Annotated in this window: 17 protein-coding genes; 7 read left to right on the top strand and 10 right to left on the bottom strand. The window is 70.8% G+C overall.

Annotated features, from left to right (window positions below; translation table 11 throughout):
- Window positions 1-42 precede the first annotated feature (42 nt).
- Complete coding sequence (locus OHN19_RS35545; protein ID WP_330268128.1) at window positions 43-693, bottom strand: HAD family hydrolase; 651 nt, start codon at window positions 691-693, stop codon at window positions 43-45.
- 69 nt (window positions 694-762) lie between these two features.
- Here OHN19_RS35545 and OHN19_RS35540 point away from each other — a divergent pair, with 69 nt between their 5' ends.
- Both OHN19_RS35540 and OHN19_RS35535 read left to right on the top strand, forming a co-directional pair.
- Complete coding sequence (locus tag OHN19_RS35540; protein WP_330268127.1) at window positions 763-1,122, top strand: hypothetical protein; 360 nt, start codon at window positions 763-765, stop codon at window positions 1,120-1,122.
- Entirely contained in the window at window positions 1,103-1,528 is a 426-nt protein-coding gene (locus OHN19_RS35535) for a hypothetical protein (protein WP_330268126.1), read from the top strand. Before OHN19_RS35540 ends, OHN19_RS35535 begins: the two co-directional genes overlap by 20 nt.
- A gap of 92 nt (window positions 1,529-1,620) precedes the next feature.
- Here OHN19_RS35535 and OHN19_RS35530 read toward each other — a convergent pair whose 3' ends face one another.
- From OHN19_RS35530 to OHN19_RS35520, 3 genes are all read right to left on the bottom strand, one after another.
- On the bottom strand, window positions 1,621-2,118 hold the full coding sequence (locus OHN19_RS35530; protein ID WP_330268125.1) for a GNAT family N-acetyltransferase: 498 nt from the start codon (window positions 2,116-2,118) through the stop codon (window positions 1,621-1,623).
- A 45-nt stretch (window positions 2,119-2,163) separates the two neighbouring features.
- A complete protein-coding gene (locus OHN19_RS35525) occupies window positions 2,164-2,670 on the bottom strand; it encodes a sigma-70 family RNA polymerase sigma factor (protein ID WP_330268124.1) in 507 nt (168 codons plus the stop codon).
- Window positions 2,671-2,746: 76 nt separating this feature from the next.
- Window positions 2,747-3,919 (bottom strand): glycerophosphodiester phosphodiesterase, encoded by a 1,173-nt coding sequence (locus tag OHN19_RS35520; protein WP_330268123.1) that lies wholly within the window; start codon window positions 3,917-3,919, stop codon window positions 2,747-2,749.
- Window positions 3,920-4,290: 371 nt separating this feature from the next.
- On the opposite strand from OHN19_RS35520, the gene OHN19_RS35515 reads away from it, so the two are divergent.
- A complete protein-coding gene (locus tag OHN19_RS35515; RefSeq protein WP_123759578.1) occupies window positions 4,291-4,962 on the top strand; it encodes a lysophospholipid acyltransferase family protein in 672 nt (223 codons plus the stop codon).
- Between the two features lie 36 nt (window positions 4,963-4,998).
- Window positions 4,999-7,608, top strand: coding sequence for a P-loop NTPase fold protein (locus OHN19_RS35510; RefSeq protein ID WP_330268122.1), 2,610 nt, complete (start codon window positions 4,999-5,001; stop codon window positions 7,606-7,608).
- Here OHN19_RS35510 and OHN19_RS35505 read toward each other — a convergent pair.
- The 4 genes from OHN19_RS35505 to argH form a co-directional block, all read right to left on the bottom strand.
- The gene (locus OHN19_RS35505; protein WP_330268121.1) at window positions 7,598-9,136 is read right to left on the bottom strand and encodes an MFS transporter; all 1,539 of its coding nucleotides are present in this window, start codon (window positions 9,134-9,136) and stop codon (window positions 7,598-7,600) included. The genes OHN19_RS35510 and OHN19_RS35505 overlap by 11 nt on opposite strands.
- On the bottom strand, window positions 9,133-9,681 hold the full coding sequence (locus OHN19_RS35500; protein WP_330268120.1) for a helix-turn-helix domain-containing protein: 549 nt from the start codon (window positions 9,679-9,681) through the stop codon (window positions 9,133-9,135). Before OHN19_RS35500 ends, OHN19_RS35505 begins: the two co-directional genes overlap by 4 nt.
- Window positions 9,682-9,764: 83 nt before the next feature.
- Entirely contained in the window at window positions 9,765-10,742 is a 978-nt protein-coding gene (locus OHN19_RS35495; protein WP_330268119.1) for an aldo/keto reductase, read from the bottom strand.
- 129 nt (window positions 10,743-10,871) lie between these two features.
- Window positions 10,872-12,296 (bottom strand): argininosuccinate lyase, encoded by a 1,425-nt coding sequence (gene argH / locus OHN19_RS35490; protein WP_330268118.1) that lies wholly within the window; start codon window positions 12,294-12,296, stop codon window positions 10,872-10,874.
- A gap of 216 nt (window positions 12,297-12,512) precedes the next feature.
- Between argH and OHN19_RS35485 the strand changes: the two genes are divergently transcribed.
- Both OHN19_RS35485 and OHN19_RS35480 read left to right on the top strand, forming a co-directional pair.
- Entirely contained in the window at window positions 12,513-13,415 is a 903-nt protein-coding gene (locus tag OHN19_RS35485) for a hypothetical protein (protein ID WP_330268117.1), read from the top strand.
- 121 nt (window positions 13,416-13,536) lie between these two features.
- Entirely contained in the window at window positions 13,537-14,124 is a 588-nt protein-coding gene (locus OHN19_RS35480; protein WP_330268116.1) for a pyridoxamine 5'-phosphate oxidase family protein, read from the top strand.
- Between the two features lie 3 nt (window positions 14,125-14,127).
- Here the strand turns inward: OHN19_RS35480 and OHN19_RS35475 are convergent, their stop codons facing one another.
- Together OHN19_RS35475 and OHN19_RS35470 are read right to left on the bottom strand one after the other, a co-directional pair.
- Window positions 14,128-15,570: a HAMP domain-containing sensor histidine kinase gene (locus OHN19_RS35475; RefSeq protein WP_330268115.1), complete on the bottom strand. Its 1,443-nt coding sequence runs from the start codon at window positions 15,568-15,570 to the stop codon at window positions 14,128-14,130.
- Window positions 15,567-16,307 carry a response regulator transcription factor gene (locus OHN19_RS35470; RefSeq protein ID WP_330268114.1) on the bottom strand — a complete coding sequence of 247 codons (741 nt, stop codon included), beginning with the start codon at window positions 16,305-16,307 and terminating at the stop codon, window positions 15,567-15,569. Before OHN19_RS35470 ends, OHN19_RS35475 begins: the two co-directional genes overlap by 4 nt.
- Before the next feature lie 148 nt (window positions 16,308-16,455).
- On the opposite strand from OHN19_RS35470, the gene OHN19_RS35465 reads away from it, so the two are divergent.
- The gene (locus OHN19_RS35465; protein ID WP_330268113.1) at window positions 16,456-17,802 is read left to right on the top strand and encodes a ferredoxin reductase family protein; all 1,347 of its coding nucleotides are present in this window, start codon (window positions 16,456-16,458) and stop codon (window positions 17,800-17,802) included.
- The last annotated feature ends 1 nt before the right edge of the window (window position 17,803 follow it).

Raw genomic sequence — 17,803 nt, 5'->3', positions numbered from 1 at the left:
ACAAAGTGCCGCTGTCCATATGCTGGACAGCGGCGGACAGGGTCAGGGGCGCGGGGCGATCTCCACACCGTCAGGGGTGACCAGTGCGGACAGGCCCGACAGGTTCTCGACCACGAGATCGGCGTCCAGCTCGTGGGACGCGTGGGTTGTGGTCAACGCCACGGTGGTCATCCCGGCGGCACGGCCGGCCCGCAGTCCCGCGGGAGCGTCCTCGAAGACGACACAGCGGGCCGGGTCCACGCCGAGTTCCTTGGCGGCGAGCAGGTAGGGCTCGGGGTCGGGCTTGCCGCGGGTGACGTCGTCGGCCGCGATCATCGTCTTGGGGAGGATGCCGACGGCTTCGAGCCGGGCCTCGGCGAGCCGGCGGGTGGCGGAGGTGACGACGGCCCAGCGGTGCGCGGGCAGGGAGTCGAGGAGGTCCCTGGTCCCGGGGAGCAGATGGACTCCGCCGTTGGGCACGTCCTCCACCTCCAGCTGCTCGATCCGCGCGAGGGCGGCCGGCACGACGTCGGCGGGCAGCAGCTCAGCGGCTATCTCGACGGCCGGGCGGCCGTGCAGTTCGACCTGGGCGAAGGCCTCCGGGGTGATGCCGAACTCCTCGGCCCAGCGGGTCCAGCAGCGGTGGACGGATTCCAGGGAGGAGACGAGCGTTCCGTCGTTGTCGAACAGGAGGGCTTCGGCGTGGATCTTCATGGCCTCGACCCTACGGTGCCGGGCGGGGGCGGCCGCATCAGGCCTTTTGGGCCGTAATAGGCTCGCCGCATGTTTGATGCCCTGACGCTGGTGACCGGCGTCGCCGCGCTGCTGCTGGCCGCCTGGTGCGGTTGGGCCGCGTACCGAGATCAGCCGACCAAGGACTGGCACTTCATCGGGATGGCCGTGGTGTCGGTGCTGGCGCTGGTCCAGCTGGTGATCGGGATCGTGCAGCTGGCGCGGGGCGAGAAGCCGGAGCAGGGTACGACGATCTTCGTCGCGTATCTGCTGGGGGCGTTCGCGTGTGTGCCGGCGGCGGGGTTCATGTCGCTGGCGGAGCGGACGCGGTGGGGGTCGGTGACGGTTGCCGCCGGCGGGGTGGTGCTGGCCGTTCTGGAGGTGCGGCTCTATGACATCTGGGGAAGTTGACGTGAGCCGACGGTTGATCAGTGGGCCGGGGACGCTGTTGGTGTGGCTGTACGGCGTGATGGTCGTGGGCGCCGTGTCGAGGTCGGCGTACCAGATCTCCACCGAGTTCGACCGGGCGCCGCTGGCGTATTCGCTGTCCGCGGTCGCCGGTGTCGTCTACGGGTTCATCACGTACACGCTGGTCCGGGGCGGAGAGACAGCTCGCAAGGTGGCACTCGCGTGCTGTGGCGCCGAGTTGGTGGGAGTGCTGACCGTTGGCACGTGGACTCTGATCGAGCCGTCCGCGTTCCCGGATGCGACCGTGTGGTCGGACTTCGGGATGGGGTACTTGTTCATTCCCGTGCTGCTGCCGCTTTCCGCCATTTACTGGTTGCGGAAGGGTGCGCCCAAGGGGGATGCCGCCTGAGGTTTGCTCGGCGGCATCCGGTCCGTCGTGGCTGGTCGCGCCCACGCGGCGGAGCCGCATATCGACACAGCCCCGCGCCCCTGGGTGGGTGATCAAGCCGTGGCTGCGTACGTCCCCGCCGGCTTCTCCAGGACGATCATCGGGACCCCGTCCTCACCCTCCGACGTGCCCACCGTCTGGTAGCCGACCTTGCGGTAGAGGCGGAGGTTGCCCTCGCTGCGGTGGCCCGTGTGGAGGCGGAAGCTGGTGGCGCCCCGCTCCTCGGACAGGGCCGCCTCCGCCGCCCGGAGGAGCCTCGCGCCGATGCCGTGGCCCTGGAGGCGGGGGTGGACGCAGAGCTTGCCGATGGCCGCCGAGCCGTCCTCGGTGACCCGGCCGCGGACCGAGCCGACCACTTCATCGCCCAGGCGGGCCACGAAGACGCAGTCCGAGACCACCTCCGCGCGGACCGAGTCCAGGGTCTGGACGAGCGGATCGATGCGGTAGTTGCCGTACAGCGCCGCCTCACTCTGGAAGCACAGGTACTGCAGCCTGAAGATCTGCTCCGCGTCCTGCTCGGCCGCCGCAGAGATGGTCACGCTCATGCCCATGTGCGCACGCCTCCCGCTCACCTGATCGCCTGTTGTCCCCCACTCCTATCCCCGCCCCCGGCGCGTCGCAACCTCCGGTGTGAGCAATCTGCGAAGACATCCCAGGCATCTGGAACGTTCCGGACCGAGACTGCCCTGTGAGATACCCAACTCCCCCGCGATCTCCCGGTACGTGAGGTCCTTCGGGGAGAGGAGGGCGGCCAGGAGAGAGGGGCAGCGGCCGGGCAGCCGGCGGACCGCGTCGTGGACGGCCCTGCGGCGGGCCGCGGCGAGGGTGAGCTGCTCGGGGGTGGGGGCGTCGTCGGCCACGGGCTCGGTGTCGTAGGGCCGTTCGAGGCGGGTCGTACGGCGGCTGCGGCGGGACTCGGAGCGGACGGCCCGGCGCAGCCAGCCGGGCGGGTCGTGGGGCGGGCCCTGGGTCTCCAGGTGCTCCAGGAGGCGGACCCAGACCGCCTGCTCCAGGTCGCCCGGTTCCGTACCGGTGGCATGTGCCTCCGCGGACGCCTCGGCGGTGAGCAGCGGGCGCAGGGTGGTGACCAAGTGGTGCGTCATATGCGGTACGACACGGCCGCCCGGGCCGTGGGTTGCCCGGGCGGCCGTAAGTCACCCCCATCGGGGGGCCGGTGGCTCAGCCGTTGACGAAGTCCTGGCGGGCGAGGACGCCGGTGTCGGCGTTGTCGGTGAAGACGCCGTCGATGCCGGTGGCGAAGTACCTCTTGAAGGCGCCGAAGGCGTCTCCGTAGGCGTCCGCGTCGGTGCCCTTGCGGTACTCGGCCGGCAGGAAGGGGTTCTCGTTGCGCATGGTGTAGGGGTGCAGGATCAGCCCCACCTTGTGGGCGTCGGCGACCAGGGTGGTCTCCTTGTCGAGGCTGCCGTCCGCCTTCTTCGTGATGACGAGGTCCAGGGTCGGGCCGATGCCCTGGGCGTAGCCGGCGATCTCCCTGAGGCCCTTGGGGGTGATCAGGTCGGCCACCGTGCGCGGATCGCCGGTCTCGACGAAGTCCCAGGGGCGGGTGTTCGCCGCGGAGAGCAGCACGACCAGCGGGTTGTCGACGAGCTTGTTGAGGCGCTGGATGCTGGTCGGCTCGAAGGACTGCAGGATGACCGGGGAGTTGCGCCGGTCCTTGCCGTGCTTGTGCAGGAGCTTGGCGACCCGCTCCTCCAGGCCGAGGCCCAGCTTGCGGAAGTAGGTGGGGTGCTTGGTCTCGGGGTAGATCCAGACCTGCTTGCCGCGCTTGCGGGTCTGTTCGTCCTGCCACTTCAGGACTTCCTCGAAGGTGGGGATCTCCCAGCGGCCGTTGTAGAGGGTGTTGTGCGGGCGGTTGGCCGGGATGCGCTCGATGGCACGGAGCGTCTTGAGCTCGGCGAGCGTGAAGTCCTCGGTGAACCAGCCGGTGGTGGAGACGCCGTCGAGGAGCTTGGTCCTCTTGCGGTCGGCGAACTCCTTGCGGTCGGCGACGTCGGTCGTGCCGCCGATCTCCGGCTCGTGGCGGCAGACCAGGTGGCCGTCCTTGGTGGGGACGAGGTCGCCGGCCTCGACGATGTCGGCGCCCAGGTCGAGGGCGAGCTGGTAGGAGCCGAAGGTGTGCTCGGGGCGGTAGCCGCTGGCACCCCGGTGGCCGATGACCGTCGGCACCGGCAGGCTCTTCAGCCCACCGCCCTTGCCGTGCCCGGCGGATCCCGCGGTCGCCGCTCTCGCCGTGCCCGAGAGACCCAGGACCGCTCCCCCGGCGCCGAGCATCGCGGCTCCGAGAAGCGCCCGTCGTCCGGTGCCGTCCGTGTGCTCGTCCTGCGATCCCATGTGGACCCCTCCTGCCGTCGCCTCTTCGCTGCGGGCCGATCGTAGGTGCGTGTCCATGACGGACGGGAGACCTGCGGCGGAACACGCGGGTGACGTGGGATGTCGTATGGGAACAGATGTCTGATGACTCGTCGGCTTCACCGTGGGGAGCGGGGGTATGCGTCCGTCGGGGCGACCTCCGTCACATCGTTCCGTCCGGGTTTCCGGGAGGCAACGGGACCTCGCCGCAGGTAAACGAGCGTCAACAACGCGTAAGACCTCGGTGAACCCGGGGTGCTCGATGTGCACGATCCCCCGAGCCGCGAGTAATGTCCTCACCTGCACAGACTCATACAGTTTCCCTGGCCGTTCTCTTGACACCGGAGGGCCCGTTGTCCCGCTTCGTGCTCATCAAGGCAGTGCTCGGACCGATCATGCGCCTGATGTTCCGCCCACAGGTGGAGGGCGCGGAGCACATTCCGGGTGACGGTCCGGTCATCCTCGCCGGCAACCACCTCACCTTCATCGACTCGATGATCCTTCCGCTGGTCTGCGACCGGCAGGTGTTCTTCATCGGCAAGGACGAGTACGTCACCGGCAAGTCCCTCAAGGGCCGGCTCATGGCCTGGTTCTTCACCGGCGTCGGCATGATCCCCGTGGACCGCGACGGTGGTCGCGGCGGGGTCGCCGCGCTGATGACCGGGCGGCGCGTCCTGGAGGAGGGGAAGGTCTTCGGGATCTACCCCGAGGGGACGCGGTCGCCCGACGGGCGGCTGTACCGGGGCCGTACCGGGATCGCCCGGCTGACCCTGATGACGGGCGCGCCCGTCGTGCCCTTCGCGATGATCGGCACGGACAAGTTGCAGCCGGGCGGGGCGGGGATGCCGCGGCCCGGGCGGGTGACCGTTCGGTTCGGTGAGGCGATGGAGTTCTCCCGGTACGACGGCATGGACCGGGACCGGTATGTGCTGCGGGCCGTGACGGACTCGGTGATGACCGAGGTCATGCGGCTGTCCGGGCAGGAGTACGTGGACATGTACGCGACCAAGGCGAAGGCTGCCTGACCCTACGGGTTTCCCGGGCCGTGCGTACCTGCGAGGGTGCGTACGGCTCTTTTTACGGGGGTGGGATGCGTGGCGGACGGTGCGCTGGATCTGGACGGGTTGGTCCGGGCCTCGGTGGTGGAGATCTACTCCGTGGGGGCACCGAATCCACGGGGTAGCGGATTCTTTGTGGCACCCGGACTGGTGCTCACAGCAGCCCACGTGGTCGCGGGCACCACCAACGACACAATCGGCGTCCGGCATCGTGACGGCGAATCCGAGGCGAGTGTCGTGTGGTTGCTGTCCTCGCATGTGAACAATGGGCTCGATCTGGCCCTTCTCCGGCTCGTGGACTCCTTCGAACACCCCTGCGTACGGCTCTCCGACCGCCGTCCCGTGCCCGGCGACCAGTTGTGGGTCTACGGCTTCGTAGGAGACGCCCCGGACAGGCCTCAGCTGTGGAACGGCACATTCTCCTACCAGGGGACGCAGGGGTCACTGTGGCGCCTCACAGGGGACAAGATCAGGCCCGGTATCTCCGGCGGTCCAGTGGTGGACCCTGTTGGTGCGGGAGTGTGTGGCGTGGCCGTCGGCACGAGCCGCAGGGAATCCGGCGAGCTCGTCCGGCTCGTCCTCCCCCTCTCCGCCCTCCAGGACACCGACGACCCCGCCGACGCCGACCGCCTGCGTGAGCTCTGGGCCCTCCACGACGCGTACCACCTCGACCGGCAGCGCGGTACGTCCGTCCCTCCGCCGCGGACCTGGTTCCGCTTCCCCGACGCCACCCGGCCCCTCGCCGGGCTCGGGAGCGATCGGCCCAGCGTGGTGGATCTGCTCGGGAACGAGGGTGACGTCGACATGCTCGCCACCCTGTGCGTCGCGCTCGACACGGAGCCGCCGCTGGCCATCGCGCTGCTCGGGGAGTGGGGCGTCGGGAAGTCGAGCACGATGGACCAGATGTGGGCCCAGGTCGACGGTCTCACCGAACGTGCCCGTCGGCAGCCGGAGTTGAGATCGGCGTTCGCGGTGAACGTGCGTCAGGTGCGGTTCAATGCCTGGCACTACGCCGAGGAACACCTGTGGACCGGCCTGGTCGACCACCTGTTCAGGGAATTGGCCCACGCTCCGGACACGGAGGAGCCGCCGGACGTCGGTGCCCGCAGCAGGCGGCTGAGCCGACAACTGGAGGAGGCGAAGGCGGAAGCCGACCGACTGCAGGCCGCCAAGGACGCCACGGAGGAGGACACTCCCCCGGGCCGGCTGGCCGGACTGGGCTCACCCCGGCAGTCCCTGCGCCTGCTGCGCACCGAGGCGGTGACCCTGGGAAAGGCGTTGTGGAGCGGGAAGTGGCTGCTGGCCGCCTGGGCCGTGGTCATCGTCGGATCACTCGCACTGTGGTGGTGGGCGGGCGACCGACTCCTGGCTCTGCTGCCCGTGGCGGTGGGACTGGGCGCCTCGGTACGACCACTGTGGCAGCGCGTGACCGGGCTGCACCGGCGGCTGCGGAGCGTCACGCGGGGCGCGGGCCACCGGCTCGACCAGGACCTCAAGGAGGCCGGCCGGCGGGTCGCCACCCTCACGGACCGGCTGGCCCAGATGGACGCCGCGGTACGGCTCTCCGTGTTCCTGGAGCAGCGGGCCGCCGGGCCGGACCCGGCCTATCTGCCGTACCGCAGTCTGCTCAGCCAGGTCCGCCGCGATCTCGAGCAGCTGGAGTCCGATCTCACCGAGGCGCACGCGGAGTTCAGGAACCGGGTGCCTCAACCGGCCGCCACGACACCGCCGTTGCAGCGCATCATCCTGTACATCGACGACCTCGACCGCTGCCCTCCTGAGCGAGTGGTCGAGGTGCTGGCAGCCGTCCATCTCATGCTAGCCCTGGAGTTGTTCGTCGTGGTGGTCGCGGTCGACGCCCGCTGGTTGCTCTCCGCGCTGCGGGCGCACTACCGGGAGTTGTTCGGTGCGCCGGGTTCGGCGGAGGACGCTGCCGGTTCGCCCCTCGACTATCTCGACAAGATCTTCCAGATTCCCTTCGTGGTCACCCGCCCCACTCCCGGTGCCACCACCCGGTACCTCCGCTCCCTTCTGGGCCCGGCGAAGCCGGAGATGACCGCGCGGGCCGAGGCCACCGACGCCGCACAGAGCGTGGACACCCAGGTCGGCGGGCAGCACTCACGCCCTTCCGTGGCCGTGCCCGACGTCCGGGATCTGGGGCCCGACACCCTGCGGCTCCACGCGGACGAGATCGCGTTCCTGTCCTCCCTCGCCATGCTCGTGCCCACCCCGCGGGCGGCGAAGAAGCTGGTCAACCTCTACCGGCTCACCAGGATCGGCGTACCCGCTGCGGACTTGGACGATTTCCTGCTCCGGGATTTCAAGGCCGTGCAGATCCTGCTGGCCGTCGTGGTCGGAGCACCGGAGGCGGCCCGTTCCGTGCTCACCGCCGTCTACGAGGCCGACCCCGGACAGGACGTCCGCGAAGTGATCCGGACGGCCGCCGTGGAGGGGGACGGGCCCGAGGTCACGGAGGCCTGCCGGAACCTCGCGGCCGAGTTGGACGGCATCCTGGGTTCGGGTGCGGCCCCCGTCGTCACGGGAGCCTACGCCCACTGGTGTCCGTTGGTCACCCGGTTCAGCTTCCACACGGGAGGCTGGCTCAGCCGGTGACGTCGTGCCGGTGGTCCTCCAGTCGCTGGCCACGCAGCAGGAACCACGCGGCCACCGCCGTGATCAGCAGGACCGCCGCTCCCGTGCCCGCGGCGATGGTGAGGCCGTCCACGAAAGCTTCTCGGGCCGACGAGAGCATCGACTGTGCCGTGTCCGGTGACATCTGCGTCGCCGCTTCCACTGCGCCGCCCAGGGACTCGTGCGCGCCTGACGGAGTTCCTGTCGGGGCCGAGAAATCCCGGTACACGCCGGTCACGATCGAGCCCAGTACCGCGATGCCCAGGGCCGCGCCGAGTTCGTACGCCGTTTCCGATACGGCGGACGCGGCGCCCGCCTGTTCCTTCGGGACGCTCGACAGGATGACGTCGGACGTCACCGTGAACGAGAAGCCCGCGCCGACGCCTACCACCAGCAGGGCCGCGCCCAGTACCGGGTAGCCCGTGGACTGGTCGAGCACGGTCAGGGACGCCAGGGCCAGGCCGATGGCCGCCAGGCCGCCCGAGACCACCGCGCGTACCGAGTAGCGGCGGGCGACCGTACCCGCGACCAGACCCGCCGCCACCGCCCCCACCGCCGCCGGGAGTTCGGCCAGGCCCGCCTCCAACGGGGGCCTGTCCTGGACCAGTTGCAGGTACTGGGAGAGGAAGAAGACCAGACCGGAGAGGCCGAGGATGGTCAGCAGGTCGGCCAGGACGGCGCCGCTGAAGCCGCGGTTGCGGAAGAGGCGCATGTCGAGGAGAGGGGTCGGGAGGGTCAACTGGCGGCGCACGAAGGCGTAGAGGGCCGCCGCGCCCAGGAGGCCCGCGGCGAGCGGCTCCCAGGTGACGCCGTGCGACGCGGCCTCCTTGACCGCGTAGACCACGGCGATCATGCCGACCAGGGACAGGGCGACGCTGGTCATGTCCCAGGGGCCCGGGTTCGGGTTGCGGGACTCCGGGAGCAGCTTGATGCCGACGAGGACCAGGACCGCCATCACCGGCAGGTTGATCAGGAAGACCGAGCCCCACCAGAAGTGTTCGAGGAGGAAGCCTCCGACGATGGGACCGACGGCGGTACCGGCGGAGGCGGTCGCGCCCCAGATGCCGACGGCGAGGCTGCGTTCGCGCGGGTCGGGGAAGATGTTGCGGATCAGGGCCAGGGTGGCGGGCATCAGGGTCGCGCCGGCGACGCCGAGCAGGGCCCGCGCCAGGATCATCAACTCCGGTGTCGTCGCATAGGCGTTGAGGACCGATATCGCGCCGAACGCCGTCGCGCCGAGCAGCAGGATCCGCTTGCGGCCGATGCGGTCGCCGAGGCTGCCCATCGAGACCAGGAGGCCCGCGATGACGAAGGAGTAGACGTCACCGATCCACAGGAGCTGCGTGCCGGTCGGCTCGAGGTCCTCGCTGATGTAGGGGGTCGCGAGACCGAGGACGGTCGCGTCGACGGCCACCAGCAGCACGGCGAGCACCAGGACGGACAGCGCGAGCCAACGGCCCGGCCGCTTCACCGCCTCGGTCGTGGTCGCCGGCCGCAGGGTGCTGGTCATGATTCCTCTCTCCGTAGTGCGCCACCGAGCAGCAGCTCGGTGATCATGTGGGTGAAGTCCTTGGGGGCGACCCGGCCCGCCTGGGTGGCCCAGGCGCACGAGGCGACCAGGCCGTAGAGCGCCTCGGTGAGCCAGGCCGGGCCGAGGTCGATACGGAACTCGCCGTTCTGCTGGCCGCGCACGAACACCGAGGCGATCCGGAGGTCCAATCGCGACCAGGCATCGCCTCCGCCGTCCTCCCACAGTTCGTTCTCGCCGTAGAGGAAGGCCAGCAGTCCGGCGACGGGCTCGATCTCCCGCACGAGCCTGCGTACGGCCTCGCTCGCGGACCCCTCGTCCAGGCGGGCGGCGTCGAGCGCCGCCTCGCACCCGGCGATGCCGTGCTCCTCCAGCGCCCGGACGAGCGCGTCCCGACCCGCGAAGTGGCGGTGCAGCGTGGCCCGGCTGATCCCCGCGGCCCTGGCGACCTCGTCCATGGTCGCGGTGGATTTACGGGTCAGCAGGGCCGCGGCGCTGCGCAGCACGTGGTCACGATCGACAGCCATGAGACAACAATACCTCTCATGAGACATTCTTGTCTCATGAGAGGTACGGGAGTCTCACCTACGGCTGTCGAGCGGGGCCTTTCTCAGTGCCAGGGCAGCTGCCCGCGCCGCTGCCAGTAGGCCTGCGGCTCCTCCACCAGTTCCCCGAGGCGGGCCAGCTGCTCGTCGTCCAGGTCGACCACGGCGGCATGGAGGTTGGAGGCGAGCTGGCTGGTCGTGGCGGCTCCGGACAGGACCACTCCGACCCAGGGCTGCCTGAGGACCAGCGCGAGGGCCACCGCGTCGCAGCCGAGAGACGTCTCCTCCGCTACGGCCTTCAGGGCGTCCGGCGCGTGCGGTGCGGCGAGCCTGCCGTTGGCCATGCCCTCCTTGACGATCACCGTGAGGCCGGCGTCGTGGGCCTCGGCGAGGGCGGGGGCCGCCGAAGTCTCCAGGGCGTTGTAGGTCGACTGGACCGTACGGAAGAGGGGGGCGCCGTCGACCGTCACGTCCAGTGCGGCGCGGATGGCGTCGGCCTGGGTGGGGCCGCTGGTCGAGAAGCCGATGGTGGTGCCCTGGGCCGCCGCTTCCGCGAGCCTCGCGTGGAGTTCCTTGTCGGTGAGGGCGGGGCTGTCCGGGGTCACCGAGTGGATCTGGTAGAGGTCGAGGCGGTCGCCCAGGAGTTCCGCGGTCTCGGCGCGCTGGCGGTCGTACGTCTGGACGCTGTGGTCCTTGACCTCGTGCTTCTCGGCGGTCGTGGTCCAGTCGGCCGTGTAGGTGTAGCCCCACTTGCTACCGATGACCACGTCGTTTCGGCCGGGGTTGCTCTTGAGCCAGGCTGCGAGGAACTCCTCCGAGCGGCCGTAGGAGCGGGCCACGTCGAAGTAGCGGACGCCTTGGGCGTAGGCGGCGTCGAGGAGTTCGTGGGTGCGGGCTCGCAGGGCGTCGACCGTGCGGGTTTCCGCGAGACCGAGGTCATGATCTCGGCCGAGGTTGATATAGCCGGGTCGGGCGACTGCGGCGAGGCCCAGTCCGATGTGGCAGGTGGCGGTGGTCGCTGTGGCGAGGCGGGCGAAGGGCATGCCGACAACGTAGCTCGGGATGCCCTTTCGCCTCAGGGGGTGGGCTGCGTGGCGGTTTGGCGGGTGCGGGTCCGTTGTGGCTGGTCGCGCCCACGCGGCGGAGCCGCACATCGATACAGCCCCCCGCCCCTAACCTCGTTCTGCCCACCGGTGTTGAGCTGCCAGGTCCTTCTTCACTTCTGCCAGCTGGACCGCCACCGCACTCGGGGCCGTGCCGCCCCTGCCGCTCCTCGATGCCAGGGCGCCCGGGACGTTGAGGACCGTGCGGACCTCGGGGGTCAGGTGGGCGCTGATCTTGGCGAACTGGTCGTCCGTCAGGTCGTTCAGTTCCTTGCCCTCGGCCTCGGCGGCCTTGACGCACTCGCCGGCGACCTCGTGGGCGACACGGAACGGGACGCCCTGCTTGACCAGCCACTCGGCGATGTCGGTGGCGAGGGAGAAGCCGGCCGGGGCCAGTTCCTCCATGCGCTCGCGGTTGACCGTGAGGGTGGCCATCATGCCGGTGAAGGCGGGGAGCAGGACCTCCAGCTGGTCGCAGGAGTCGAAGACCGGCTCCTTGTCCTCCTGGAGGTCGCGGTTGTAGGCGAGGGGGAGCGCCTTGAGGGTGGCCATGAGCCCCGTCAGGTTGCCGATCATGCGGCCGGACTTGCCCCGGGCCAGCTCCGCGATGTCCGGGTTCTTCTTCTGGGGCATGATCGACGAGCCCGTGGAGAACGCGTCGTGCAGGGTCACGAAGGAGAACTCCTTCGTGTTCCAGATGATGACCTCCTCGGCGATCCGGGAGAGGTTCACGCCGATCATCGCGGTGATGAAGGCGAACTCGGCGACGAAGTCACGGGAGGCCGTGCCGTCGATGGAGTTGCCGACCGAGCCGTGCTCGAAGCCGAGGTCCTTGGCGACCGCCTCCGGGTCCAGGCCCAGGGAGGAGCCGGCCAGGGCACCCGAGCCGTACGGCGAGACCGCCGTGCGCTCGTCCCACTGGCGCAGCCGCTCCGCGTCCCGGGACAGGGACTGGACGTGGGCCAGGACGTGGTGCGCGAACAGGACCGGCTGGGCGTGCTGGAGATGGGTGCGGCCGGGCATCGCCACGTCCGGGTGGGCCTCCGCCAGACCGACCAGCGCGTCCTGGAGCTCGGCGATGAGGCCGCCGATGATCCGGGCGTGGTCCCGCAGGTACATGCGGAAGAGGGTGGCGATCTGGTCGTTGCGGGAGCGGCCGGCGCGGAGCTTGCCGCCGAGGTCGGGGCCGACGCGCTCCAGCAGGCCCCGCTCCAGGGCGGTGTGGCAGTCCTCGTCGGCGATGGTGCCCACGAAGGAGCCGTCGGCCACGTCGGCCTCCAGCTGGTCGAGTCCGGCGAGCATGCGCTGGAGCTCGTCCTCGCTCAGCAGGCCCGCCTTGTGCAGCACGCGCGCGTGGGCACGCGAACCGGCGATGTCGTAGGGGGCGAGCCGCCAGTCGAAGTGGACGGACGCGGACAGCTTGGCCAGGGCCTCGGCGGGACCGTCGGCGAAACGACCGCCCCAGAGCCGGACGTCACCGCTGTTGCTGCTCACTTGCGTTGCTCCTCACCGCTGCGCTCAACCTTATGCATGATTATGCAGAGCTCTGCATGATTCGTCAATTCGAGCCCGGCACACCGCCCAGTCTCCGGCTCGTCGAAGAATTTGCGGCCCCTTTGAACACCGGAAACCGCTTGCTCGTATTCCTCGCCGAACGCAGGCGCCGCGTTTGTCAAGAAGACCACTCCCGACCCCGAGTGAGGCATCCGCATGTCCAGGGCTCTTCCGAAGTACAACCAGCGCCGCGTGGCGATCATCGGTGGCGCCGCCGCCGTGGCACTGACCGGGGCGATCGTCGCCGGTACCGCCCTCGCCGGGGAGACCTCCAAGAGCAGCAACAACGCCACCGCCCGCACGCTGGCCTCCCCCGGCACGATCAGCTGCCCGGACGTGGCCTCGAAGCTGCCCGCGATCCCGGCCACCGCCAAGGCCGAGGTCGACCGCAACCTGGCCCTGCTCAACACGCAGATCGCCGAGGCCAACAAGCGGCTCGTCGACACCGTCGGCCAGGGCGGACCCAACTTCGTCAACAACGCCATCCTCGGCCCGCTGAAGGACAAGCGCGTGGCCACGGTCAACCGCATCGCCACGGCCATCGGCCGCACGGCGGCCAAGCCGACCGGTCTGGACGCGCTCGCGCCGTGCACGCTGAACGGCGCCGGCGCGGCCGGCAACAACACCGGCAACGCGGGCGGAAACGCCAACACGGGCAACGGCAACGCCAACGCGGGCAACGCCAACGGCGGAGGCAATGCCAACGCGGGGGGCAACGCCAACGGTGGAGGCAACGCCAACGCCGGGGGAGGTGCCGCGACCGCCGCCGGCACGATCTCGTGCCCGGACGTGGCCTCGAAGCTGCCCGCGATCCCGGCCACCGCCAAGGCCGAGGTCGACCGCAACCTGGCCCTGCTCAACACGCAGATCGCCGAGGCCAACAAGCGGCTCGTCGACACCGTCGGCCAGGGCGGACCCAACTTCGTCAACAACGCCATCCTCGGCCCCCTGGCCGACAAGCGGAAGTCGACCATCGACCGCATCGCCATCTCCATCGGCCGTACCGCGGCCAAGCCTCAGGGCCTCGACTCCCTGGCCGCCTGCACGCTCACCAAGTGACGTGACAGGCGCTGTGGCCGCCCCGTGTGAGCGCCGGCCGGGGCGGCCACGGGCATGTCCACGCAAGTGGATGCCCGAGTTCCTTAGACAGGCGAAAGGTCTGCACCCATAATGCTTAGACATGGGAAAGACCTATGAACGCATAGACGGCCGGCTGCGCACCTTCATCGAGGCGCAGCCCCTCTTCTTCACCGCGACCGCTCCTCTCTCCGGCGACGGCACGGTCAACCTCTCCCCCAAGGGCCTGCGCGGCTCGTTCGTCATCCTCGACGAACTCACCCTGGCCTACCTCGACTTCGCCGGATCCAACGCCGAGACGATCGCGCATCTGCGGGAGAACGGCCGGATCACCCTGATGTGGTGCGCGTTCCAGGGACCGCCGAACATCGTGCGGGTGCACGGGCGCGGTGAGCCCGTCTTCCGGGACGACCCGCGCTTCGCGGATCTGCTCTCCCACTTCCCGGACATCGATCCGACCCAGCACGGCCTGCGGGCGATCGTCGTCGTGAGGGCCGACGTGGTCCGGGGCTCCTGCGGCTACGCGGTGCCCTACATGTCGTACGACGGTGACCGGGAGCTGCACGCCAAGCGGTTCGCGCGCGAGGACGACGACTCGCTGAGCGCGTACTTCGCCAAGAAGGACCACATCGCCACGAGCCTGGACGGGCTTCCCGGACTGCCGTTGCCGTTGCCGCCGTCCGCCGTGTGACGTTCACCCGCCGGCGAACCGGACCGTGAACGTCGTCGATCCCGGCGCGCTCTCCACCGTCACCCCTCCCCCGTGCGCCTCCACCACCGCCACCACGATCGACAGGCCCAGGCCCGCGCCGCCGGTCTCCGCCTTGGTGCTGCGGTCGGCCCGGGTGAATCGTTCGAAGACGCCCGGCTGGATGTCCTCGGGAATGCCGGGGCCGTCGTCGTGGACCTTCAGCCGGACCGTGGCGCCGTCGGTCTCCAGGGTCACCGTCACCTTGGTGCCCGCCGGGGTGTGCAGGCGGGCGTTGGACAGCAGGTTGGCCAGGACCTGCTGGAGGCGGTGCGCGTCGCCCGTCACCGTGACGGGGTCCTCGGGGAGGTCCAGCTCCCAGCGGTGACCGGAACCGGTGGCCCGCGCGTCCGCGAGGGCGTCCAGGACCAGGCGGGTGAGGTCGACGGGGGCGGCCTCCAGCGGGCGGCCCGCGTCCAGGCGGGCCAGCAGGAGCAGGTCGTCGACCATCGCGCCCATGCGGGTGGACTCGGCGGCGATGCGTTCCAGGGCGCGGGTGACCTCGGGCGGGACCGGGCCGGGGTGCAGCAGGGCGAGTTCGGCGTGGCCGCGCACCGAGGCGACCGGGGTGCGCAGCTCGTGGCTGGCGTCGGCGGCGAAGCTGCGCAGCCGCTCCTCGCTCGCGTGGCGCTTGGTGAGCGCGTCCTCGACATGGCCGAGCATGCGGTTGAAGGCGCCGGCGACCCGGCCCACCTCACTGCGCGGGTCCGACTCGGGGGCCCGCGGCGGGAGGGCCACCTCCCCGCTGGCCAGCGGGAGTTCGCTGACCCGGGTGGCGGTCGCCGCGACCCGGCTGAGGGGGCGCAGGGCCCAGCGCACCCACAGGGCGCCCGCGACGCCGGTGACCGTGAGGGCGGCACCGAAGACGATCCCGGCGAGCAGTTCGAGTCGGTGCACGGTGGCCTCGACGGGCTCCAGGGACAGCCCGGTGATCAGGACGTCGCCGTCCAGTCCCCGGGTGGCGACGACCCGGTAGTCGTCCAGGGTGGAGAGGTGGACGCTGTGGCCGCGTCCGTCGGCCGGGACCCCCGCGAGCCGTTTCCGGTCGCCGGCGCTCAGGTCGACGTTCAGGGTGCCGCTGGAGCGGACGACGGCCGCGTTGGTGACCGTGCCGTCCACCAGCCGGGCGCCGAAGGTGCCGGTGGCCTGGCGGCGGGTGTCGGCGTGCTCGTCGCCGTCGTGGTCGTCCTTCTGCGGTTCCCCCTCGTGTTCCAGGCTGACCGCGAACTTGTTGCCCGCCTCGGTGAGCTGCTCGTCCAGGCGGCTGGTGAGGAAGCCGTCCAGTCCGAGCCCCGCGGCGACACCCACCGCGGCGCAGCTCACCGCCAGCAGCACCACCAGGCCGAGGGTGAGCCGGGCCCGCAGGGTGTGTGGCCTGAGGTCCCTCACGGCGTCACCGGCTTGATCACATAGCCCGCCCCGCGCACGGTGTGGATCATCGGCTCCCGGCCCGCGTCGACCTTCTTGCGCAGGTAGGAGATGTACAGCTCGACGACATGGGCGCGGCCCCCGAAGTCGTACGACCACACCCGGTCGAGGATCTGCGCCTTGCTGAGCACCCGGCGCGGGTTGCGCATGAGGAAGCGCAGCAGCTCGAACTCGGTCGGGGACAGGTCGATCAGCTCGCCGCCGCGGGTGACCTCGCGGGCCTCCTCGTCCATGACCAGGTCACCGACGGTCAGCCGCGGGCCCTCGTCGAGCTGGCGGGCCATGCCCGCGCGGCGCAGCAGTCCGCGCAGCCGGGCGACGACCTCCTCCAGGCTGAACGGCTTCGTGACGTAGTCGTCGCCGCCCGCCGTGATGCCCTTGATGCGGTCCTCGACGGCGTCCCGGGCGGTCAGGAAGAGCACACACACGTCCGACTTCACGGTGTGCAGGGCGCGCAGGACGGCGAAGCCGTCGGTGTCCGGGAGCATCACGTCCAGGACCACGGCGTCGGGCAGCAGTTCCCGGGCGGCGGCCACCGCCGACGCGCCGTCGCCCGCCGTGCGGACCCGCCAGCCCTCGTAGCGCAGGGCGCCGGAGAGGACCTCGGCGAGGTCCGGGTCGTCGTCGACGACGAGGACGCGCAGCGGGGTGCCGTCGGGGCGGGTGAGGGCGGGGCGGCCGGAGCGGGTCGTGTTCATCGCCTTTCCAGGATCTCCCCCGGCGCAGGAGTCGGACAGGGCGGGATGCTCTGAGTTTCCTCTGAGTGGGCTCAGCGGGTGCCCGTTCAGAGGGTCCTCAGAGGTTGCCTTCGCACAGTGGTGCCAGGACAGGCGAAAGGACACCCCTATGACCACCGTGTACGAGCGGCGGGCCGCACCGGCCGTGGCGCCGCCCGCGCGACGATCACCCGCGGGTGTCGTGCTGGCCCTGCTCTGGACGGGGGCGGCGGCCGTGATCGTCCTGTGGTGGGCGGACACCGGTTCCGTGGTCGGTACGGCGGGCTGGCTGACCGGCGCCGGGCGGATCGCCGGGCTGCTGTGCGGCTACGCCTGCGCGGTGCTGGTGGGTCTGATGGCGCGGGTCCCGCTGCTGGAGGAGCGGATCGGCTCGGACCGGGTGGCCCGCTGGCACGCGATGGCCGGCCGGTACACCGTCTGCCTGCTGCTCGCGCACATCGGACTGATCCTCGCCGGCTACGCGGCCCAGGACGGCGCCTCGCTGTGGCACGAGACGCTCACCGTGGTCCTGGACTATCCGGAGATGCTCAAGGCGACCGCCGGCACGGTGATCCTCCTCGCGGTCGGCATCACCTCCGCGCGGGCGGTGCGGCGCCGGACCGGCCACGAGTTCTGGTACTACGTCCATCTCCTCACCTACGCGGCCGTGTTCCTCGCCTTCGGTCACCAACTGGCCCTGGGCAGCGACCTCCAGGGCCACTCCGTCTTCTGGTACGTCCTGTACCTGGGCGTCGCCGCCCTGGTGCTGTGGTTCCGGGTCCTCGCCCCGGTGCGGCTGAACCTGCGGCACCGGCTGCGGGTGGAGTCGGTGCACCAGGAGGCGCGGGGCGTGTGGTCCGTCGTGGTCGCCGGGCGCGAGCTCGACCGGCTCGGCGCGCGGTCGGGGCAGTTCTTCCGCTGGAGGTTCCTCGCGCCGGGCCTGCGGTGGACGTCCACGCCGTACTCCCTGTCGGCTCCGCCCCGCCCCGATCGCATGCGCATCACGGTCAAGGCGCTCGGCGACCACAGTACGGCCGTGGCGCTGCTGCGGCCCGGCACGCGCGTGTGGGCGGAGGGGCCGTACGGCTCGCTGACCGGGGACCGGCGGACCGCGGCCAGGTCGCTGCTGATCGCGGGCGGGGTCGGGATCACCCCGCTGCGGGCCCTGTTCGAGACGCTGCCGGGCGAGGTCACGCTCCTGTACCGGGCGCGCGCGGTCGAAGACCTGGCGCTGGGCGGGGAGTTGGAGGCCCTCGCACGGTGGCGCGGGGCGCGGGTGCACTACCTGCTCAACGGGCCGGACGGGCAACGCCCGCGCGTGACGGCCGAGTTGCTGCGGGCCGCCGTACCCGACGACCTGGCCGGGCGGGACGTCTACCTGTGCGGGCCGCACGGGTTCGCCCGGGAGGTGTACGAGGCGCTGCGCGCCGCCGGGGTGCCGGACCGCCGGATCCACCACGAGTCGTTCGAACTCTGAG

It is taken from the genome of Streptomyces griseorubiginosus, from assembly GCF_036345115.1.
GTDB lineage: Bacteria > Actinomycetota > Actinomycetes > Streptomycetales > Streptomycetaceae > Streptomyces > Streptomyces griseorubiginosus_C.
This window is presented reverse-complemented; position numbering and strand designations above follow the sequence as displayed.

Excerpts from the sequence above, each read along its gene's own strand:
- OHN19_RS35505 (WP_330268121.1), bottom strand. The coding sequence starts at position 9,136 with ATGACCAGCACCCTGCGGCCGGCGACCACGACCGAGGCGGTGAAGCGG.
- OHN19_RS35470 (WP_330268114.1), bottom strand. The coding sequence starts at position 16,307 with ATGAACACGACCCGCTCCGGCCGCCCCGCCCTCACCCGCCCCGACGGC.
- OHN19_RS35540 (WP_330268127.1), top strand. The coding sequence starts at position 763 with ATGTTTGATGCCCTGACGCTGGTGACCGGCGTCGCCGCGCTGCTGCTG.
- OHN19_RS35535 (WP_330268126.1), top strand. The coding sequence starts at position 1,103 with ATGACATCTGGGGAAGTTGACGTGAGCCGACGGTTGATCAGTGGGCCG.
- OHN19_RS35500 (WP_330268120.1), bottom strand. The coding sequence starts at position 9,681 with ATGGCTGTCGATCGTGACCACGTGCTGCGCAGCGCCGCGGCCCTGCTG.
- OHN19_RS35465 (WP_330268113.1), top strand. The coding sequence starts at position 16,456 with ATGACCACCGTGTACGAGCGGCGGGCCGCACCGGCCGTGGCGCCGCCC.
- OHN19_RS35545 (WP_330268128.1), bottom strand. The coding sequence starts at position 693 with ATGAAGATCCACGCCGAAGCCCTCCTGTTCGACAACGACGGAACGCTC.
- OHN19_RS35485 (WP_330268117.1), top strand. The coding sequence starts at position 12,513 with ATGTCCAGGGCTCTTCCGAAGTACAACCAGCGCCGCGTGGCGATCATC.
- OHN19_RS35530 (WP_330268125.1), bottom strand. The coding sequence starts at position 2,118 with ATGGGCATGAGCGTGACCATCTCTGCGGCGGCCGAGCAGGACGCGGAG.
- OHN19_RS35495 (WP_330268119.1), bottom strand. The coding sequence starts at position 10,742 with ATGCCCTTCGCCCGCCTCGCCACAGCGACCACCGCCACCTGCCACATC.
- OHN19_RS35480 (WP_330268116.1), top strand. The coding sequence starts at position 13,537 with ATGGGAAAGACCTATGAACGCATAGACGGCCGGCTGCGCACCTTCATC.
- OHN19_RS35525 (WP_330268124.1), bottom strand. The coding sequence starts at position 2,670 with ATGACGCACCACTTGGTCACCACCCTGCGCCCGCTGCTCACCGCCGAG.
- OHN19_RS35520 (WP_330268123.1), bottom strand. The coding sequence starts at position 3,919 with ATGGGATCGCAGGACGAGCACACGGACGGCACCGGACGACGGGCGCTT.